This window comes from Kibdelosporangium persicum, assembly GCF_013280595.1.
Taxonomy (GTDB): Bacteria; Actinomycetota; Actinomycetes; order Mycobacteriales; family Pseudonocardiaceae; genus Kibdelosporangium; species Kibdelosporangium persicum.
Genome location: NZ_JAAATY010000013.1, coordinates 55,561 through 74,002, shown reverse-complemented (window position 1 = coordinate 74,002; position 18,442 = coordinate 55,561). Strand labels below are relative to the sequence as shown.

General features: G+C 68.4%; 13 protein-coding genes. 12 read left to right on the top strand and 1 reads right to left on the bottom strand.

Features of this window, described 5'->3' with window-relative positions; translation table 11 throughout:
• The first annotated feature begins 4 nt into the window (after nt 1-4).
• From GC106_RS23180 to GC106_RS23145, 8 genes are all read left to right on the top strand, one after another.
• Entirely contained in the window at nt 5-805 is an 801-nt protein-coding gene (locus tag GC106_RS23180; RefSeq protein WP_312872797.1) for a DeoR/GlpR family DNA-binding transcription regulator, read from the top strand.
• Nucleotides 806-969: 164 nt separating this feature from the next.
• The gene (locus tag GC106_RS49395) at nt 970-2,430 is read left to right on the top strand and encodes an FGGY-family carbohydrate kinase (RefSeq protein ID WP_173134424.1); all 1,461 of its coding nucleotides are present in this window, start codon (nt 970-972) and stop codon (nt 2,428-2,430) included.
• On the top strand, nt 2,423-3,889 hold the full coding sequence (locus GC106_RS23170; protein WP_217280853.1) for an FGGY-family carbohydrate kinase: 1,467 nt from the start codon (nt 2,423-2,425) through the stop codon (nt 3,887-3,889). The genes GC106_RS49395 and GC106_RS23170 overlap by 8 nt, the downstream gene beginning before the upstream one ends.
• Nucleotides 3,890-3,892: 3 nt before the next feature.
• Complete coding sequence (locus tag GC106_RS23165) at nt 3,893-4,912, top strand: 2-hydroxyacid dehydrogenase (RefSeq protein WP_173134401.1); 1,020 nt, start codon at nt 3,893-3,895, stop codon at nt 4,910-4,912.
• Nucleotides 4,909-5,523 carry a histidine phosphatase family protein gene (locus tag GC106_RS23160; RefSeq protein ID WP_173134398.1) on the top strand — a complete coding sequence of 205 codons (615 nt, stop codon included), beginning with the start codon at nt 4,909-4,911 and terminating at the stop codon, nt 5,521-5,523. Before GC106_RS23165 ends, GC106_RS23160 begins: the two co-directional genes overlap by 4 nt.
• Nucleotides 5,524-5,534: 11 nt before the next feature.
• Nucleotides 5,535-6,581, top strand: coding sequence for an ABC transporter substrate-binding protein (locus GC106_RS23155; protein WP_173134395.1), 1,047 nt, complete (start codon nt 5,535-5,537; stop codon nt 6,579-6,581).
• Nucleotides 6,578-7,354, top strand: coding sequence for an ATP-binding cassette domain-containing protein (locus GC106_RS23150; RefSeq protein WP_217280875.1), 777 nt, complete (start codon nt 6,578-6,580; stop codon nt 7,352-7,354). Before GC106_RS23155 ends, GC106_RS23150 begins: the two co-directional genes overlap by 4 nt.
• Nucleotides 7,347-8,573, top strand: a complete 1,227-nt coding sequence (locus GC106_RS23145; RefSeq protein ID WP_173134389.1) for a sugar ABC transporter permease — start codon at nt 7,347-7,349, stop codon at nt 8,571-8,573. Before GC106_RS23150 ends, GC106_RS23145 begins: the two co-directional genes overlap by 8 nt.
• A gap of 5 nt (nt 8,574-8,578) precedes the next feature.
• Here GC106_RS23145 and GC106_RS23140 read toward each other — a convergent pair whose 3' ends face one another.
• Nucleotides 8,579-10,171 (bottom strand): alkaline phosphatase D family protein, encoded by a 1,593-nt coding sequence (locus tag GC106_RS23140; protein ID WP_173134386.1) that lies wholly within the window; start codon nt 10,169-10,171, stop codon nt 8,579-8,581.
• 197 nt (nt 10,172-10,368) lie between these two features.
• On the opposite strand from GC106_RS23140, the gene GC106_RS23135 reads away from it, so the two are divergent.
• Genes GC106_RS23135 through GC106_RS23120 form a run of 4 tightly spaced genes read left to right on the top strand, consistent with a single transcriptional unit; the run spans nt 10,369 to nt 18,422 of the window.
• Nucleotides 10,369-11,646, top strand: coding sequence for an MFS transporter (locus GC106_RS23135; RefSeq protein WP_246366630.1), 1,278 nt, complete (start codon nt 10,369-10,371; stop codon nt 11,644-11,646).
• Nucleotides 11,643-15,200, top strand: a complete 3,558-nt coding sequence (locus GC106_RS23130; RefSeq protein ID WP_173134383.1) for a 2-oxoacid:acceptor oxidoreductase family protein — start codon at nt 11,643-11,645, stop codon at nt 15,198-15,200. Before GC106_RS23135 ends, GC106_RS23130 begins: the two co-directional genes overlap by 4 nt.
• Nucleotides 15,197-17,920, top strand: coding sequence for a family 78 glycoside hydrolase catalytic domain (locus GC106_RS23125; protein ID WP_173134380.1), 2,724 nt, complete (start codon nt 15,197-15,199; stop codon nt 17,918-17,920). The genes GC106_RS23130 and GC106_RS23125 overlap by 4 nt, the downstream gene beginning before the upstream one ends.
• A 40-nt stretch (nt 17,921-17,960) precedes the next feature.
• Nucleotides 17,961-18,422: a heme-degrading domain-containing protein gene (locus tag GC106_RS23120; protein WP_246366629.1), complete on the top strand. Its 462-nt coding sequence runs from the start codon at nt 17,961-17,963 to the stop codon at nt 18,420-18,422.
• Nucleotides 18,423-18,442 lie beyond the last annotated feature (20 nt).

The following is an 18,442-nucleotide window of genomic DNA, read 5'->3' as shown; positions in this document are numbered from 1 at the left end:
TGGCGTGGTTGGTGATCTCTTCGACGCGGACGGCGCGCGCCGCAACCCCGAGTTGCGGCGCGCGGCCATGCGCCGTCAGGTGGCCGAGGTGGGGTTCGTCCGGGTGGACACGCTCGCCGAGCAGTACGGCGTGAGCATCATGACCGTGCACCGCGACCTGGACGAACTGGAGAAGCAAGGCTTCCTGCACAAGGTCCGCGGCGGTGCGACGAGCGCGCCGACCAAGACGTTCCACGGCGACCTCGACCACCGCATGCAGGCCCAGGTGGACGCCAAGCTCGCCATCGCCCGTGAGGTGCTCGCCACCGAGGTCGAGCCAGGCCAGGTCATCGCGCTCGACGACAGCACGACGTCGCTCATGCTCGCTCGCCTGCTGCCCCAACGGGCTCCGCTGACGGTGGTGACGCACTTCCTGCCGGTGATCCGCGCACTGGCCGCACAGCCGGGGATCGACCTGATCGGGCTGGGTGGCCACTACGACGCCGCGTACGACTCGTTCCTGGGACAGGCCACGGCGGACGCGGCCGCGGGACTGCGTACCGACCTGCTGTTCCTGTCGACCACCGCGGTGAGCGACGGCGTCTGCTACATCCAGGGCCTCGACACAGTGATCACCCGGCGCGCGCTGATCGCGTCGGCCGCACGCAGCGTCGCCATGATCGATCACACCAAGTTCGAACGACGGGCCCTGCACCGCCTCGTCGACCTCACCCGGCTCGACCGGGTGGTGGTGGACAACGGCACCTCACCGTCCACTGTCCGGCAGTTGCGGGCGCGGGGAGCCCAGGTCGACGTTGTCGAGTAGGTCTGCGAAGTGATGTGAAGTTCTACCACCTTGTTATCCAGGCATAACAGCCACTACCTGCTGATGTCGCACTGACACGATCAAGATCAATGTTAAAACTTGCGAAGTTCTGCGTGCTCGGCTTGTAATACCGCATCCCTTCGAGGCGGAAGAGGTGCGCGGTGGTGCAGGACGAGCCGGTCGTGGTGTGCGTGGACGCGGGCACCACCGTGATCAAGGCGGTCGTGTTCGACTCGGCCGGCCGGGAACTTCTGGTCACCCACCGCGACACCGAGGTGCGGCACCCGCGCCGGGAGCACGCCGAGCAGGACATGCACGAGGTGTGGGCCGCGGTCGTGGCCACTGTCAACGAGGCGGTGCGACGAGTTCCGCGACCCGTCCGGCTCCTTGCTCTTACGGCACAGGGAGATGGTGCCTGGCTCGTCGACCGTGACCACCGCCCAGTGCGGCCCGCGGTGTTGTGGAACGACGGGCGTGCCGCGGATGTCGTGCGCCGGTGGCGGGCCGACGGGGTGTTGGACGAGGCCTATCGGATCAACGGTTCGTTGACCAACGCCGGTCTGCCGAACGCGATCCTGCGTGCCATCGAGGTGGACGAGTCCACACATGCCGTACTGACGTGCGGCAGCTGGCTGTTCCTCCGGCTCACCGGAACGCTCGGCATCGAGAAGTCAGAAGCGTCCGCGCCGTGGCTCGACATCCGGACCGGCGAGTACTCGGACGCGCTCATGGACCTCTACGGCCTTCCCCGGCGTCTGTTACCGCCGATCCTGGAAAGCCAGGTACACGAGCTCACCACAGCCGAGCTGGGCCTTCCTCTCGGCACACCGGTTGTCCTGGCGCCGTACGACATCGTGACCACCGCACTGGGCACCGGAACCACCGTCGCGGGCCAGGCGACATGCATCCTCGGCACGACGCTGTGCACCGAAACCCTGGTCGACGCGCCGGACACGTCAGGCGAGCCGTCCGGTCTGACGCTCGACTTCGGCGTGCCCGGCCTGCTGATGCGGTCGTTTCCCACGCTCGCCGGGACGGGCGTGATCGACTGGCTGGTCGGCCTGCTGGGGCTGACGAGCCACGCGGAAGTGTCCGAACTGGCCTCGCAAGCACCGCCGGGTGCCGACGGTTTAAGGGTTCTGCCGTACCTGTCGCCCGCGGGTGAACGAGCGCCGTTCCTCGATCCGGCGGCCAGCGGGCTCGTCACCGGGATGATGTTCGGCCACGGGCGATCACACCTGGCCAGGGCGACCCTCGAAGGACTCGCGCACGTCATCCGCGACTGCCTGCAAGCCGCGCCGCATCGGCCGGTCGAACTCGGGTTGTGCGGCGGCGGCACGGCAAGTGCCCTGTGGTGCCAGCTGATCGCGGACGTCTGCGGAGTGCCCGCGGTGTGCACTGAGGACACTCAGGTCGGCGCGAAGGGCGCGATGGTGTTCGCGTCGACCGTTTTGGGCGACTATCCGGATCTCAGTGCGGCCGCCGCCGCGCTGGTCCGGGAACGGCACCGGTTCCTGCCGGACGAGACCGTCCGCGAGTTCCACGACCGTGAGCACGCCGAGTTCCTCGCCACCCGGGAGCTTGCCGCCACACGCTGGGCAGACTGGCGGTCCTCAGGTGTCTGACCTCGTGTGGATCGGCGTCGACCTTGGCACGCAGAGCATCCGGGCACTGGCTGTCGACGCCCACGGCCGGACGCTCGCGGCCACGTCCCGCCCACTGACCGGCTCGCACGACGGAAACCGTCACGAGCAGGACCCCGCAGCGTGGTGGAACCTGACCGCCGACGCACTGGCCGAGTTGACGGTTTCCCTGCGGAGCAAGCAGATCGGCGGGATAGCGACATGCGCCACGTCCGGAACCGTGCTGCTGACAGGACCTGACGGAAGCTACCGTTCGCCCGGTCTGATGTACGACGACTCACGCGCCGGCCCGCTGGCCGCGATCGCCCAGGACGCGGGCAGCGACCTGTGGAGCCGTCTCGGTTACCGCATGCAGCCCGCGTGGGCGTTGCCGAAGTTGCTGTGGTGGCTCCAGGAAGGCGAACTCGGCGGCGGCGCGCGACTGGCGCACCAGCCCGATGTGGTGACCGCGGGACTCGTCGGTCATCCGGTCGCCAGCGATTCCAGCCATGCGCTGAAGACCGGGTACGACCTGATCGACGACCGGTGGCCGGCCGGAATCCTCGACCGCGTCGGGATCGATCCGGCGGTCCTGCCTGATGTCGTGCGGCCGGGAACCGTGCTGGGCGAGGTGTGCGCCGAGGCGTCGGCCCGTACCGGACTGCCAGTCGGCACGCCTGTGTATGCCGGGATGACCGACGGGTGCGCCGCGCAACTCGCGGCGGGCGCTCTGGGCGTCGGCGAATGGAACTCCGTGCTCGGTACGACGTTGGCGCTCAAGGGCGTCAGCAAGTCGCTGCCGCACGATCCTACGGGAGCTGTGTACTCGCATCGGGCTCCGCACGGCGACTACTGGCTGCCTGGCGGCGCTTCGAGCACCGGCGCGGGCGCGATTCGTGCGCTGTTCCCCGACGCGGACCTCGATGCGTTGACGGCCGCGGCGGCGAAGGTGCGGGACGTGCCGTTGTGCTATCCGTTAGTCGGTCAGGGCGAGCGGTTTCCCTTCGTGGCAACGGAAGCGCGGGGTTTCTACCGCGCCGGACCGCTTGTGGCGACCGGAGATCCCGCTGAGCTTTTCGCGGCGGTGTGCACCGGCGTGGCGCACATCGAGCGACTGTCGTTCGCCCTGCTCGCCGAGGCGGGAGCGGACGTCGGTGGGCCTGTGACGCTGACCGGCGGCGCCGCGCGCAACGAGTGGTGGAACCAGTTGCGCTGTGACGTGCTCGGGGTTCCCGTGCGGCTGCCGGAGAACCCGGAACCGGCTTTGGGCATGGCTGTGCTGGCCGCGGGGGCGCATTCCGGCGACATACCAGGCGCCGCACGCGACCTCGTCCGGCTGCGCCGCACCCTGGAACCGGATCTCACCAGGCATGAGGCGCTCACGCCCGCGTATCGGGCCTTTGTCGCCGAGCTGGCCGAACGTGGCTGGCTCGACCACCGAATCGTCGTGCGGGAGGGATGAGCAGTGACACGACCGATCCTGCTGGCCGGTGACCACTTCGTGCTGAACCGGCTGCTGCGTGCGCGGCTCGACCCGGCGGAGTGGGCGATCCGCGAGCTGGAGCTGCCGTGGCCGCACGTGCCGTTCGGCCGCGTGTCCGAAGTAGACGAGGCGTCCGGCTCGGAGGACGAGCTCATCGAGGCGTTGCAAGGCGTCAAGGTCTGCCTGACACAGATGGCTCCGTTGACCGAACGTGTCCTCAAGGCGTGCCCGGATCTGGAGCTGTTCGCGGTGTCCCGTGGCGGGCCGGTGAACGCCAATCTCGCCGCGGCGACCGAACACGGCGTCGCGGTGACGTTCGCGCCGGGCCGCAACGCCGAGTCGACCGCCGAGCACACGATCGGACTGATGCTCGCGGCCATGCGCCGCATCCCGCAGGCACACAACGGCCTGGCGGCCGGCCGTTGGGAGAGCAGTCTGTTCGCGTACGAGGAGACCGGGCTGGAGATCTCCGGCAGCACCGTCGGCCTGATCGGCGCGGGTGCCATCGGCGGCAGGGTGGCAGCGGCGCTGACGGCGATGGGCGCCAAGGTGCTCGTGGCGGACCCATATGCCAAGCAGTTGCCTGAGGGTGTACGGGTGGTGCCGCTGAAGGAGCTGCTCGCTTCGTCCACAGTGGTCTCGCTGCACGCGCGGCTGACACCGGAGACCGAGGGGATCATCGGTGCGGACGAACTGGCTGCGATGCCGCCTGGCTCGGTTCTGGTCAACTGCGCCCGTGGCGGTCTTCTCGACTACACCGCGCTCGCTGAGGCCCTGAACAGTGGGCATCTGTTCGCCGCGGGACTTGACGTGTACGACGTCGAACCACTGCCCGCTGATCATCCGCTGCGCAGCGCGCCGAACGTCGTCATGACACCTCATCTCGCCGGCGCGAGCCGTGCTGTGGCGGCCAATGCGGCACGCATGGTCACCGCCGAGGCGGCGCGCTGGCTGCGTGGCGAACCACCGGCCAACTGCGCCAACCCGGAGGTGCTGCGATGAGCGCACGGCTGTTGCTGGTCCGGCACGCGGAAACCCTGTGGCACCAGGACAACCGGTACGCCGGTGCGCGCAGCAACCCCGGCCTGTCGGCGAACGGACTGCGCCAGGTCGAGTCGCTCGCCAAAGGTGTCGCCTCCGAGGGTGTGGAGGTCGTCGCCAGTTCCCCGATGGAGCGGGCACTGCGCACCGCCACCCCGGCCGCCGAAGCGCTCGGCCTGACCGTTCAGGTGGTCCCCTCGCTGCACGAGGCCGACTTCGGCGAACTGGAAGGTCGCACGATCGCCGAGATGGACCCGGAGCTGGTGCGGCAGTTCCGGGCCGATCCCGTGGCGAACGTGTTTCCAGAAGCCGAGCCGCCCGCCGAGGCCGCCGCTCGTGCTGTCGCGGCATTGCGTGAGCTGAACGCCGAACACGACGGCCACACGGTCCTGGTCGTGGCGCACAGCACGTTGTTGCGGCTCGCGCTGTGCTCGTTGCTCGGCCTGCCGTTGTCCTCGTACCGGCGTGTCTTCCCGCGCCTGGAGAACGTCCAGGTCACCGAGATCAAGCTGCCCGCCGATCCTGCCGAACCCGCCGCCCTGCTCTCGCTCAACCGCGTGATCGTGCCTTGAAAGGAAATCCCATGCGCCGACTCGCCGTTCTCGTCACCGCGCTCGCCCTCGCCGTGCCCGCCTGTTCCTCGCCGAACGACAGCGGCGGCGGCGCGCAAGGCGCCAAGATCGCCTTCCTGATGCCGGACATCGCGTCGACCCGCTACGAGTTGTACGACAGTCCGCTGTTCAAGGCCAAGATGAAGCAGCTGTGCGCGGACTGTGAAGTGATCTACCAGAACGCCAACGCCGACGCGTCCCGCCAGCAGCAGCAAGCGAACTCGGCGCTGGCCCAGGGCGTCAAGGCGATCGTGATCGACCCGGTGGACTCGGCCGCCGCCGCGGGCATCGTCAACACCGCACGGTCGCAGGGCGTGCCCGTGATCGCGTACGACCGGCCGATCCCCGCCACCCCGGCGGACTACTACATCTCCTTCGACAACGAGAAGATCGGCCAGAGCATCGGCCAGTCCCTGGTGGACAGGCTGAGGAAGTCCGGCGCCACCGGCGGCCTGCTGCAGGTCAACGGCTCCCCCACGGACGCGGCCGCCGGTCTGATCAAGAAGGGCATCCACACCGCCATCGACTCGAGCGGTTTCCCGTTGCTGGCCGAGTTCGACACCCCGGACTGGGCCCCGGCCAAGGCACAGGACTGGGTGAGCGGTCAGATCACCCGCTTCGGCACCCAGATCGCCGGTGTGGTGGCCGCCAACGACGGCACGGGCGGCGGCGCGATCGCCGCGTTCAAGGCGGCCGGGGTCACGGTCCCGCCGATCACCGGCAACGACTTCGAGGTCGCCGCGGCACAGCGGATCGTCGCGGGTGACCAGTACAACACCATCTCCAAGCCGATCAAGATCGTCGCCGAGGCCGCGGCCGAAGTGGCGTACCAGTTCGTCAAGGGCGAGAAGCCCGCCGGCAGGACGACCCTGTTCGACACGCCGTCGCAACTGTTCGACCCGACCGTGGTCACCCTGGACAACATCGCCGACGTGCTGAAGAAGTCCGAGCAGATCAAGCCGGCCGACGTGTGCACGCCCGAGTACGCCGCCGCGTGCGGCAAGCACGGTGTCGCCTGATGTCAGCCATCCTCTCACTGCGGGGCATCAGCAAGAACTTCGGCGCGGTCGCCGCGTTGACGGACGTCTCCCTGGACGTGGCGGCAGGTCAGGTGGTCGCCGTCGTCGGCGACAACGGAGCCGGGAAGTCCACTCTGGTCAAGGTGCTGTCGGGCGTGCACAGCCCGTCCGCCGGGACGATCACGTTCGCGGGTGCGGAAGTCACGATCGGCAGCCCGGCCGAGGCGCACACCCTGGGCATCGCGACCGTGTTCCAGGACCTCGCGCTGTGCGAGAACCTGGACGTGGTGGAGAACCTGTTCCTCGGCAGGGAACTGCGCCGCGGCAGGCTCGACGAGGTCGCCATGGAGACGCGGTCGTGGGAGCTGCTGCGGGAACTGTCGGCGAAGATCCCGACGGTTCGCATTCCGGTGGCGTCACTGTCGGGCGGGCAACGGCAGACGGTGGCGATCGCCCGGTCGCTGCTGGGCGATCCCAAGGTGATCATCCTGGACGAGCCGACCGCGGCACTCGGCGTCGAGCAGACGGCCGAGGTGCTCAACCTCATCGAACGCCTGCGGGACCGTGGTCTCGGCGTGATCATGATCAGCCACAACATGGAGGACGTCCGGGCGGTCGCGGACCGGATCGCCGTGCTGCGGCTGGGCCGCGACAACGGCGTCTTCGACGCGGCCGAGGTGTCCAACGAAACGCTGATCGCCGCGATCACCGGCGCGACGGACAACGTGGTGACGAGGCGCGCGAGCCGAAGGGAAAGCAAGGCCGATGTCTGACACAACAGTGCTTCCTGAGCGGGCTCTGGACATGCGGGACGAACGCCTCCGGCCGACCGCTGTGCTCGACCGGATCCGCTCGGGAGACCTGGGGGTCCTCCCGATCGTCGTCGGGCTCGCGGTCATCTGGTCGGTCTTCCAGGCGCTGAACCCGGTTTTCCTCTCCAGCGCCAACCTGGTGAACCTGCTGATGGAAAGCGTGTCGGTGGGTGTCATCGCGCTGGGCATCGTGGGTGTCCTGCTGGTCGGCCAAATCGACCTGTCGGTCGGTTCGGTCAGCGGGCTCTCGGCGGCCATCACCGCGATCACCTACGTCAACGCGGGCTGGTCGCTGTGGCTCTCGATGGCCGCGGCCATCGGCTCCGGCGCGGTGATCGGCTGGATCTACGCGCAGATGGTCAACCGGCTCGGTGTGCCGAGTTTTGTCGCCACGCTCGCCGGTCTGCTCGGATTCCTTGGCCTGCAACTGTGGCTGCTCGGCAGCAAGGGCGCGGTCAACCTGCCGTTCGACTCCGACCTCGTGCACTTCGCGCAACTGGCGTTCGTGCCGGCGTGGTTGTCGTACGTGCTCGTCGCCGTCGCCGCGGTCTGGATCTTCATCACCGGGTACTCGCTGGCCCGGGCCCGCCGTGCCGCGGGGCTTTCGGCGCGTTCGACCAAGGTCCTGGTGGTCCGAAGCCTGGCGGTCCTGATCGGACTCGGCTTCGCGGTCTGGTACCTCAACGAGGCCAGGGGCGTCGGCTGGATGGTCGTCAGCTTCGTGGCGCTGGTGCTGGTGATGAACTACGTCCTCACCCGAACCGGCTGGGGCCGTTCGGTTTTCGCCATCGGCGGCAATGTGGAAGCGGCACGCCGCGCCGGGATCAACGTGAAGCGCATGTACACCTCGGTGTTCATGCTGTGCTCGACGCTCGCGGCGCTCGGTGGCCTGCTCGCCGCCGCGCGGCTGGCGGCGGCGAACCAGGCGACCGGTGCCGGTGACGTCAACCTCAACGCCATCGCGGCCGCGGTGATCGGCGGCACGAGCCTGTTCGGCGGGCGCGGCAGCGCCTTCTCCGCGCTGCTCGGGATCGTGGTGATCCAGTCCATCTCCAGTGGGCTCACGTTGCTGGACCTCAACTCGTCCTTCCGGTTCATGGTGACCGGTCTGGTCCTCGCCCTGGCGGTCTCACTGGATTCGGTGGCACGCCGATCCCGAGCGGCGCACGGCCGCGCCTGACGATGTCAGGCCTCCTGCACGCCGGGACGCCGGTCCTCCACGACATAGCTCGCCCTCGTGGAGATCGGCGCACCCGGCCTGGTCACGTACGGCAGGACCCGGAAGTCGCTGCGCCAGCGCCGCCGGTCGACGTTCACCCGGACGTATCCGCCCTGGGCGTTGAAGAACTTCATGTGCGGGTTGGCGGCGAGGAACTTGACACCGTCGTCGTTCATGTCCGCGCCGTCGGCACCGCTGCTGATGGACGTGCCGACGAACTCACTGGCCACAGTGGGCGAATCCGGGTCCTCGAAGTCACGCTTGAGGTCCCACGCGTAGTTCTGGTGCCGGTCACCCGTGATCACCACGAGGTTGCGGACGTTGCGGTCCTGCGCGGCGGCCAGCACCCGGTTGCGGTCGGCCACGTAACCGTCCCACGGGTCGTACCAGACCGTGACGCCCGGGCCGGGATCGTGGTCGGTCTGCCCGATCGGCGCCTGGTTGCCCAGGATCTGCCAGCGGGCCCGCGACGAGCTGAACCCGTCGAGCAGCCACTTCCGTTGCTCGGCACCGAGAATCGTGCGCTCGGTGTCGAGCCGGTCGGCGCAGCCGGTGCCCATGCCGTCGCCGCACGGCTGGTCGTCGCGGTACTGCCGCGTGTCGATCATGGTGAGGTCCGCGAGCCGCCCGTAGTTCAGCCTGCGGTGCATGCGGACGTCCGGGCCGGACGGCATCTGCGCGCGCCGCAGCGGAGCGTTCTCGTACATGGCCTGGAAAGCCGCGGCCCTGCGCTGCCGGAACACCGCCGGGTCCTGATCGGGCTCGGTGTCCGCCTGGGAGAGGTCGCTCGCCCAGTTGTTCTCCACCTCGTGGTCGTCGAACGTCATGATCCACGGGAACCTGGCGTGTGCGGCCTGCAACGGTGCTTCCGCCTTGTAGAGCGCATACTGCAGCCGGTAACGGGCCAGGTCGAAGGTCTCGGTGTGGAACCGGGAATCGGTCGTGACGCCGCGCTTGTTCGTGCGCACACCGTACTCGTAGATATAGTCGCCGAGGTGCACCACGAAATCCAGGTCCTCGGCGGCCATGTGGTCGTACGCGGTGAAGTACCCGTCCTGCCACGCCTGGCAGGACGCGAAGGCGAAGTTCAGCTCCCGTGGTTCGGACCACAGGGCGGGCATGGTCCTGGTCCGCCCGGCCGGCGAGATCTCCCCGTTCACCCGGAACCGGTAGTGGTACTCACGTCCCGGTGCCAGGTCGTGGATCTCCGGGTGCACCGAGTGCCCGAGCTCCGGCATGGCGATCACACTGCCGCGGCGCACCACGCCCCGGAACCGCTCGTCCACGGCGACCTCGTACTCCACCCGCACCGGTGTCGCGGGCATCCCACCCGCACCGTCCACAGCGAACGGATCCGGGGCCAGCCGGGTCCACAGAACGACACCGTCCGCCGACGGATCACCGGAAGCGACCCCCAGGGTGAACGGGTTGCCGGTCCCGGCCGGCGCGGCATAGGCACTCGCCGCGTCCCAAACCCCGTTGCCCAGCAGCACGGCCGCGGCACTCGCGCCGCCGAAACCCAGCAGTTGCCGACGGGAAACCCGTCCGGTACGCGTCACGTCAAGACCTCCAGTGGTGGTGGGACACGCAGGGCAGCATCACTCATGCCGATACAAGAAACCTACAACCGACTGAAACGATTTATGTTCAGTTTCCCTGTTGTACCAAGGTTCTTGTGCGAGCGCTACGGTTCTGTTTACCCTAGGACATTGATACGTTTCAACCCGTCCCGTCACCGTCGACGAGGAGCAGGAACATGACAGCAGCCCGTGGCGCGGTCACCGCCGAGAACACCATCACCCGCCAGCAGTGGAAGTGGTCGGTCCTGGCCGGCATGGCGTCCTACTTGGACGCCGGATCGATCGTCGCGCTCGGCGCCGGTCTCACCCTTTTCCAGTCGTACCTGGGACTGTCCAGCGGCGCGGTCGGCCTGCTCGCGGCGATCGGCCCGAACGCGATCGGCTGCGCGATCGGCGCGTTCATCGGCGGCAGGCTGGGCGACAAGCTGGGCCGCAAGCGGATCTACAAGTACGACCTGCTGGTGTACGCCGCGGGCATCTTATGCATCGCGCTGGCGGTCAACTCCCCCATGCTGTTCATCGGGACCTTCGTCGTCGGCGTCGCGGTCGGTGCGGACGTGCCGACGTCACTGGCGCTGGTCGGCGAGTTCGCGCCGGCGAAGGCCCGCGGCAAGCTGCTGTCGTTCACCCAGATCGCCTGGAACCTCGGCCCGGTGGTCGTGCTCCTGCTGGCTCTGGCACTGTCCTCACTGGACCTGCTCGGCGTCCGGATCGTGTTCCTGCACCTGTTCGTCGCCGCCCTGGTGACCTGGGCACTGCGCCGTGGCCTGTCGGAGTCCGCACGCTGGGAGACGGCCGCCGGCAGTGCGGTGGCCACCAAACACCGGCTGCGTGCGCTGTTCAGCGGCGCGAACCTGCAGGCGCTGCTCTGGACCGGCACGATCTACCTGTTCTGGAACATCGCCGCGGGCACGGCCGGGATCTTCACCCCGTACATCGTCGAGACGCTCGACGCGGGCAGCCAGGCCGCGGGTGTCGCCCTGTCCTGTGCGGGCTTCGTGATCGGCATCGTGATGACGGTCATCTTCATGCGGCTGGTCGACCAGTCACACGCCACCCGGAAGTTGTTGTGGGGCCTCGGCGCGGTGCTCCAGATCGCCGCATACGTGCTGTTCCTGCTGTTCCCGTTCACCATCCCGGTCGTGATCGCCAACATCGTGCTGTTCGCCGTCGGCGCCGCCTTCGCCGGTGAGGCGATGTACAAGACCTTCAGCCAGGAACTGTTCCCGACCATGCTGCGCGGCACGGCACAGGGCTTCACCTTCGGTGTCGCACGGACGTTCCTGGGCATCTGGAGCTTCTTCGTGCCCGTCCTGGCCGGCGCGGGGATCGGCCCGGTCGCCGCGCTGCTGTCGGCATGCCTGGTCATCAGCGGTGCGGTCGGGTTCTTCTTCATGCCGGACACGTCCGGCAAGTCGCTCGAGCAGATCGAACAGGAGCGCACTCAGGCATGAGTCTGCTCGAACGCTTCACCGGCCCTGGCCCCGGGTACAGTCCGCTGCCGATCTGGTGGTGGAGCGGGGCCAGGGTCACCCGCGACCGGGTGCGCCGGCAGATGGAACAGCTGGTGTCCCAAGGTGTCCGGCAGGCGGTGGTGATGTGCCTCGCACCCACCGGGCCGATGTTCGGCTCGGTGGCGGACGATCCGCCGTTCCTGAGTCCGGAGTGGATCGGACTGCTGGACGGGGCCTGCTCGGACGCCGCCGAACTCGGGTTCCAGCTCTGGATGTACGACCAGATCGGCTTCTCCGGCGCGAACTTCCAAGGCAGGCTGACCGCGGCGAACCCGCAGTACGCCGGTCTCGCGCTGTACCGGGATGCCGGCGGGATCTCACAGCGCGTCAGCGGCTTCGACTACTTCGGTGCCGACGCGTGCGCTGCGTTGCTCGACCAGGTGCACGGAACGCTGGACAAACACGTGGGCCGCTGGTTCGGCACCGTGATTCCCGGGTTCTTCCAGGACGAGCTCCCTCCGATGCCGACGTGGGGCCGTGACTTCGCGGAGACGTTCGCCGAGCACTACGGGTACGAGATCGTGCTGCCGGCGTTGTTCGAGGGAGCCGATGAAATGTCGGCACGGATACGCCGTGACTACCACGAGCACCGGGCTCGGCTCGCCCGCCGCGCGTTCTTCGACCCACTGGCCGCCTGGTTCGCCGAACGCGGGCTGATCTGCGGGTTCGACCAGGCCAGCCCGGCGCGAGAGGGTGACCCCGTCGGCGGCGTCCAGTTGTACGGCGACTATCTGGGTACACATTCGACGTTCGGCGCACCGGGCAGCGACCACTGGGGCGACCCGAAAGTGCACAGCTCCTTGGCACACGCCCATGGCAAGCCGCGTACATGGGTCGAGGCGTTCCACTCGTCCGGCTGGGGCGGCACGCTTGAGGAGACCTACGACTGGCTCGCGCCTTTGCTGCGGCGCGGCGCCACTCTCTACGACCCGCACGCGGTGTACTACGCGACCGTGGGTGGCTGGTGGGAGTGGGCGCCGCCGTCCACCTGCTGGCGGCAGCCTTATTGGCCGTCGTACCACCAGTTCGCCACCGCGGTGACCCGGCTGTGCTCGGTGTTGAGCGGAGGCACGCACGTCTGCGACACCGTGTTGCTCTCGCCGACGTCGACGGTGCAGGCCTACACCACCCTTGACGGTCCTCTGCCGCCCGCCCAACGCGCCGCGGACTGCTTCCACAGGCTCAACGGGGTCAGCGCGTGGTTCGCGGAACAGCCGGGAGTCCTGGAACGAGCCGGGATCGACCACGACACGCTGGACGAAACCACCATCGCGGGCGGCGTCGTGGTGGACCACGGCCTCAAGATCGGTGACGAGGTCTACCGCACAGTAATCCTGCCGAATGCCGAGGTCCTGCACCCGGACGCGGCCCAGAGGCTCTCCGAGTTCGCCCGAGCTGGTGGTACCGTGGTCTGCGTAGGCACAGCACCATTGCCCAACGCGACCATTGTGGACAGTCCAGATGAGGTGCCCGATGTGCTCCCGGCAGCGTTGGTTCGCGCGGATGCCCCCTTCCTGCTGCGGCGATATGACGACACGTTCGTGATGATGGTGACAGCGCACGACGAACACAGCGGGACGATGGCGCCGATAGTCTCGCTCGATCTGGATGACTGGACCACCAAGGGATTCCCCTGGGAGGAGTACTGGCGGCAGTTGCGCGAGAACGGGTACCGGTTCGTTCCGCCGACGGGTCGGGTCGCCCGGATCGACGCCGGACACCTCCCCCGGCACGCACAGCGGTGGAATCCCCGCACCGGGCAGCGCACCCGGCTGGCGGTGAGCGCGGAGGGGATGGTCGAGGTTCCGTTCGACGACGGCTCGATCGCCCTGGTGATCTTCGGCGACAACCTGCCCGAACCGACCGCACAGCCGCCTGGCGAAGTCATGGACCGAATCCCGGTGCACGGACCGTGGCGGGCTCTCGCCGAGTCCACCTTGGACAACCGGGATGGCGATTTCGCTGCCTCGACACGCACCGGCGTGCTGCCGATCGAGGTCTGGCGCTTCGAAGACGGAACGATCGCCGGCTACGGCCCCTTCGCCGAAGCACGCGACCCCGGCGGCCAGTGGCACCCGGTGGAGTGGTCGCTGTCGCGGGGCATCCGTAACGATCCCGTGCACAACAACACTTTGGGCCCGAAGGGATACGTCCCTGAGGAGTTCCTCGACTGGCGCCACGTCCGGACCGGCGAACGGGTCGCCGTGCGTACGCACCTGGCCTTGCCGGACCGTCGCGGCTTGCACCTGGCGGTCGGCGCCGGAGCAGCACGCCGAGTCGTGGTCGACGGCCGGGAACTGCCGATACACGGCGACGGTTACCAGTCGTTCAGCCCGCTTCCGCACGGCCGGACCGTCGCGGTGGAGATCGAGTTCATCGCGGAGCAGGACGGGCCGTTGCGTGCCTCGTTCGCCGTGGTGGCCGATCCGGCCGCCTACCGCCGTCCGGAGTGGTTGACCGGCAACGAGATCACGCACACGTTCCGGCTCGACACGATCCCGGGCGACACAACGGCCATGGTGGCCAGCGAGTGCGCGTGCAGTGTCGTGGTCAATGGCGTGGAGGTGGGGCGTCAGGGCGATTTCAACCCCTATCCCGGTCATCGTGAGATCCGTGTGCACCCGTACGATCTGGCCGACTTCCTGATGGTCGGCGAGAACACCATCGCCCTGCGGCTCACCGGGGACGCCGCGGCCACTGTGGACTCGCCCGGGCTCGGCCTGATCAGCGGCCCTGGCTGGGAAGGCGCGAAAGTGCGCCGGAGCCAGCCACGCGACCCGAGGTTCCTCTGCGCCTCCGCACGTCCGCATCCGCTGCCCGGGGCGCACTGGCTGGAGCCCGCGGCGGCCGGTGGTGACACCGTGATACCGATCATCCCGGACATGAGACCTGGCCCGGAACGAGTCGAGCAACTCCGTTTCCTGGCACCGCTGGGAACCACCGCGCTACGGATTCCCACAGACCTGGCTGTGACCGTTCGGATCGGCGAATCCGAGTACCACCCTGTCGATCAGCGCGTGCGGCTCCCTGAACCGTTGCCCGCAGGCACTTTCGTGACTCTGGAGGTGCACGCGGTGGACGGCCGTCGTGGTGGAGCACTGCTCGACTCGGCGATCGAAGTAGACGTCACCGAAGTCGACACACCGTTGGCAGGCTGGGAAGAACTGGGCCTGCGCGTTCTCGGCGGGCACGTGCGCTACCGCACCACGTTCCCGGCGCCGAGCGGACGAGTGGTGCTGGATCTCGGCGAAGTCCGTGGTACCGCGGACGTTCTGGTCAACGGCACGCTCGTCGACCAGTTGGTATGGGCGCCGTGGCGCACCGAGATCACCCACGCTCTACGGCCGGGCACCAACGAACTGGAAGTCGTCATCCGTGGCACTCTCGCGGGCTACCTCGACGACGCCTCCCCCACCACCGCGGTCGCCGCCGGGCAGGTCCGTACCGGCCTGTTCGGTCCCGTGACCCTGGTACAGCACAAGGAGACGCCATGAGCACGGCCGTCACTCCCGTCCGGTTCGAGCACCGGGACGCGGCACTCGGGATCGGAACCGCCACGCCCAGGCTGTCGTGGCAGGTGGTCACGGACGATCCGGACTGGGCACAGACCGCGTACGAACTCGAGTCCAACGGCGACGTCGTGCGCGTGGATTCAGCCGAACAGGTGCTGGTGCCCTGGCCGTTCGAGCCGCTCGCCGCACGCGGCCGGGCCGACGTCCGGGTACGGGTCGCTTCTGGCAACCAGTGGACGGACTGGAGCGATCCGTCCACTGTAGAAGCTGGTCTTCTCGCGCCGGAAGACTGGGCGGCACAGTTCGTCAGCCCGACGCGCGATGATCTCGACTCGCCCGCACCGATCCTGTCCCGGCAGATCACGGTTCGGGCGAACATCGCCTCAGCACGGCTCTACGCCACCGCGCACGGCGTCTACTCCGCGACTGTGAACGGTCACCGTGTCGGACAGGAGATCCTGGCTCCCGGCTGGACCAGTTATCACCACCGGTTGCGTTACCAGACCCACGACGTCACGTCCCTGCTGCGAGAGGGCGACAACAAGATCGAGTTCCTGCTGGGCAACGGCTGGTATCGCGGCAGGCTCGCGTGGACCGGAAAGCGCGCCCTGTATGGCGACCGCTTGGCGCTGCTGGCACAACTGGAGGTGACCTACGACGACGGCTCGATCGAGGTCATCGGTACCGACACCACGTGGTCAGCACGCACCAGCGGAATCCTCGCCAACGACCTCTACGACGGGCAACGGACCGACCTGCGGCCAGCGGAATCCACTGTAGACACCGTGGTGGTGGTGCCCGGAGATCTGAGCAGGCTGGTGGCGCCCGAAGGCCCGCCGATCCGGGTCACCGACGTGCTGCCCGCGGTGCGGGTCTGGCAGTCGCCGTCCGGCAGGACGCTGGTGGACTTCGGCCAGAACGTGGTCGGCTGGGTCCGGCTCACGGCACGGAACACCCGCGCGGGCGATGAGGTCGTCGTGCGGCACGCGGAGGTGCTTGACAACGACGAGCTCGGTACTCGTCCGCTACGCAGTGCCGAGGCGACCGACACCTATCTGCTGGATGACGCCCAGGAGGTCGTGCTTGAGCCGTCCCTGACGTTCCATGGCTTCCGGTACGCCGAAGTCACCGGCCTGGACGTACGGCCTGAGGACGTGCGGGCCGTGGTGATCGGCTCGGACCTGCGCCGTACCGGCTGGTTCTCCTGTTCGGACGCCGACCTGGAACAGTTCCACCGCAACGTGGTCTGGAGCATGCGCGGCAACTTCGTCGACATCCCCACCGACTGCCCGCAGCGCGACGAGCGGCTGGGCTGGACCGGCGACATCCAGATCTTCGCGCCCACCGCCGCCTTCCTGTTCGACACCGCGGGATTCCTCTCCTCGTGGCTCGCCGACCTGGCCGTCGAACAACATCCTGACGGTTCGGTCCCGTACGTCGTTCCGGAAGTGCTCGGCACAGAAGCGCCGACTGCCACAGCGTGGGGTGATGCCGCGACTGTCGTTCCGTGGGTTCTGTACCAGCGTTATGCCGACCCGCAGATCCTGGCACGGCAGTTCGACTCGATGCGCGGCTGGGTCGACAAGATCGCGTCGCTGACCACCGACGGCGTCTGGGCAGGCGGATTCCAGTTCGGGGACTGGCTCGACCCCACCGCGCCGCCGGACGATCCGTTCGCCGCCAAGGCCGACAGCGACGTTGTGGCCACCGCGTACCTGGCGCGCTCCGCCGAGATCGTCGCCGAAGCAGCCGCCGTGCTGGGACGCGACGGCGAACACTACGAAAAGCTCGCCGCAGCGACCCGAGAGGCCTTCGCACGGCACTACGTCACGCCTGGCGGTCGCATCATCTCCGACGCACCCACGGTGTACGCGCTCGCCATCGAGTGGGCGCTCCTGCCTTCCGCGGAGCAGCGCCGGCATGCGGCAAGTCGCCTCGCGGACCTCGTGCGTGGCAACGGTTTCCGGATCGCCACTGGCTTCGTCGGAACGCCGTTGATCACCGACGCGCTGACCACGAGCGGGCACGCGGATCTCGCTTTCCGCCTGCTGCTGGAGAAGGGCTGCCCGTCCTGGCTCTACCCGGTCACCATGGGGGCCACCACGATCTGGGAACGCTGGGACAGCATGCTGCCCGACGGCACCATCAATCCTGGCGAGATGACGTCGTTCAACCACTACGCACTCGGTGCCGTCGCCGACTGGATGCACCGAACGCTCGCCGGACTGTCCGCGTCCGCTCCTGGCTACCGCCATATCACCGTCAAGCCGATCCCGCACAGTGCTCTGTCCCACGCGTCCGCACGGCATCTCACGCCTTACGGCGAAGCGTCGGCCGGCTGGCGGCGTGCGGACGGACAGGTGATCGTCGAAGCGGTCATCCCCGCAGGAGCCACGGCGACCGTTCACCTGCCTGGTCGGGAACCGTTCGACATCCGGCACGGCCGTCATTCCTGGACGGTGCCGGACCTGGAGCCCATGTCCCGTCCGGTCGAGACGGTCCGCGATCTGCTCGACACGCCCGGCCTGTGGCGCGAGGCGGCCGCGCTGCTGGTCGAGCACGGCCTCGGCACGGACGACGCGGCCATCGCCCGGCGGGCCGCCCGGTACCTCGACTTCCCCGTGGGCCGGTTGCCCCGGCTGCTGGATTTCGATGGTGATCCCCACACCGCCGAGGAGGCCTTCCGCGGGCTCCTGACGTGATACACCTGACAGGCACGTCAGCCTGATCGGAAGGAATGCCTTGGCGACCAGTCAGGAACTCGCAGCACAGGAAGAACGGCTGCAGTTCGACCGATTCGACAACGACACCGCGATCGCCCTGGGCCAGCGAATGCTCACCGCCGCACGGGAGCGTGGCCTGCCACTGGTGATCTCGGTGCGCCGCAACGGCCAGCGACTGTTCCACGCCGCGCTGCCCGGCACGTCGGCGGACAACGACGCCTGGGTCGACCGCAAGGCCCGGATCGTCGACCGCTACGGGCACAGCTCCTACTACATGGGAATGCTGAACGAGGAGAACGGCGGCGGTTCGTTCGAGGAGAAGTCCCGGCTGGACCCGGAGCTGTACGCCGCGCACGGCGGCGTGTTCCCGGTGATCGTGCGCGGGACCGGTCCTATCGGGACAGTGGGCGTGTCGGGGCTGCCGCAGGAAGAGGATCACGCGTTCGTCGTCGAGCAGCTGGAGGCGTTCCTCGGCGGCTGAGCGTTGGTCGGGCGAATCCC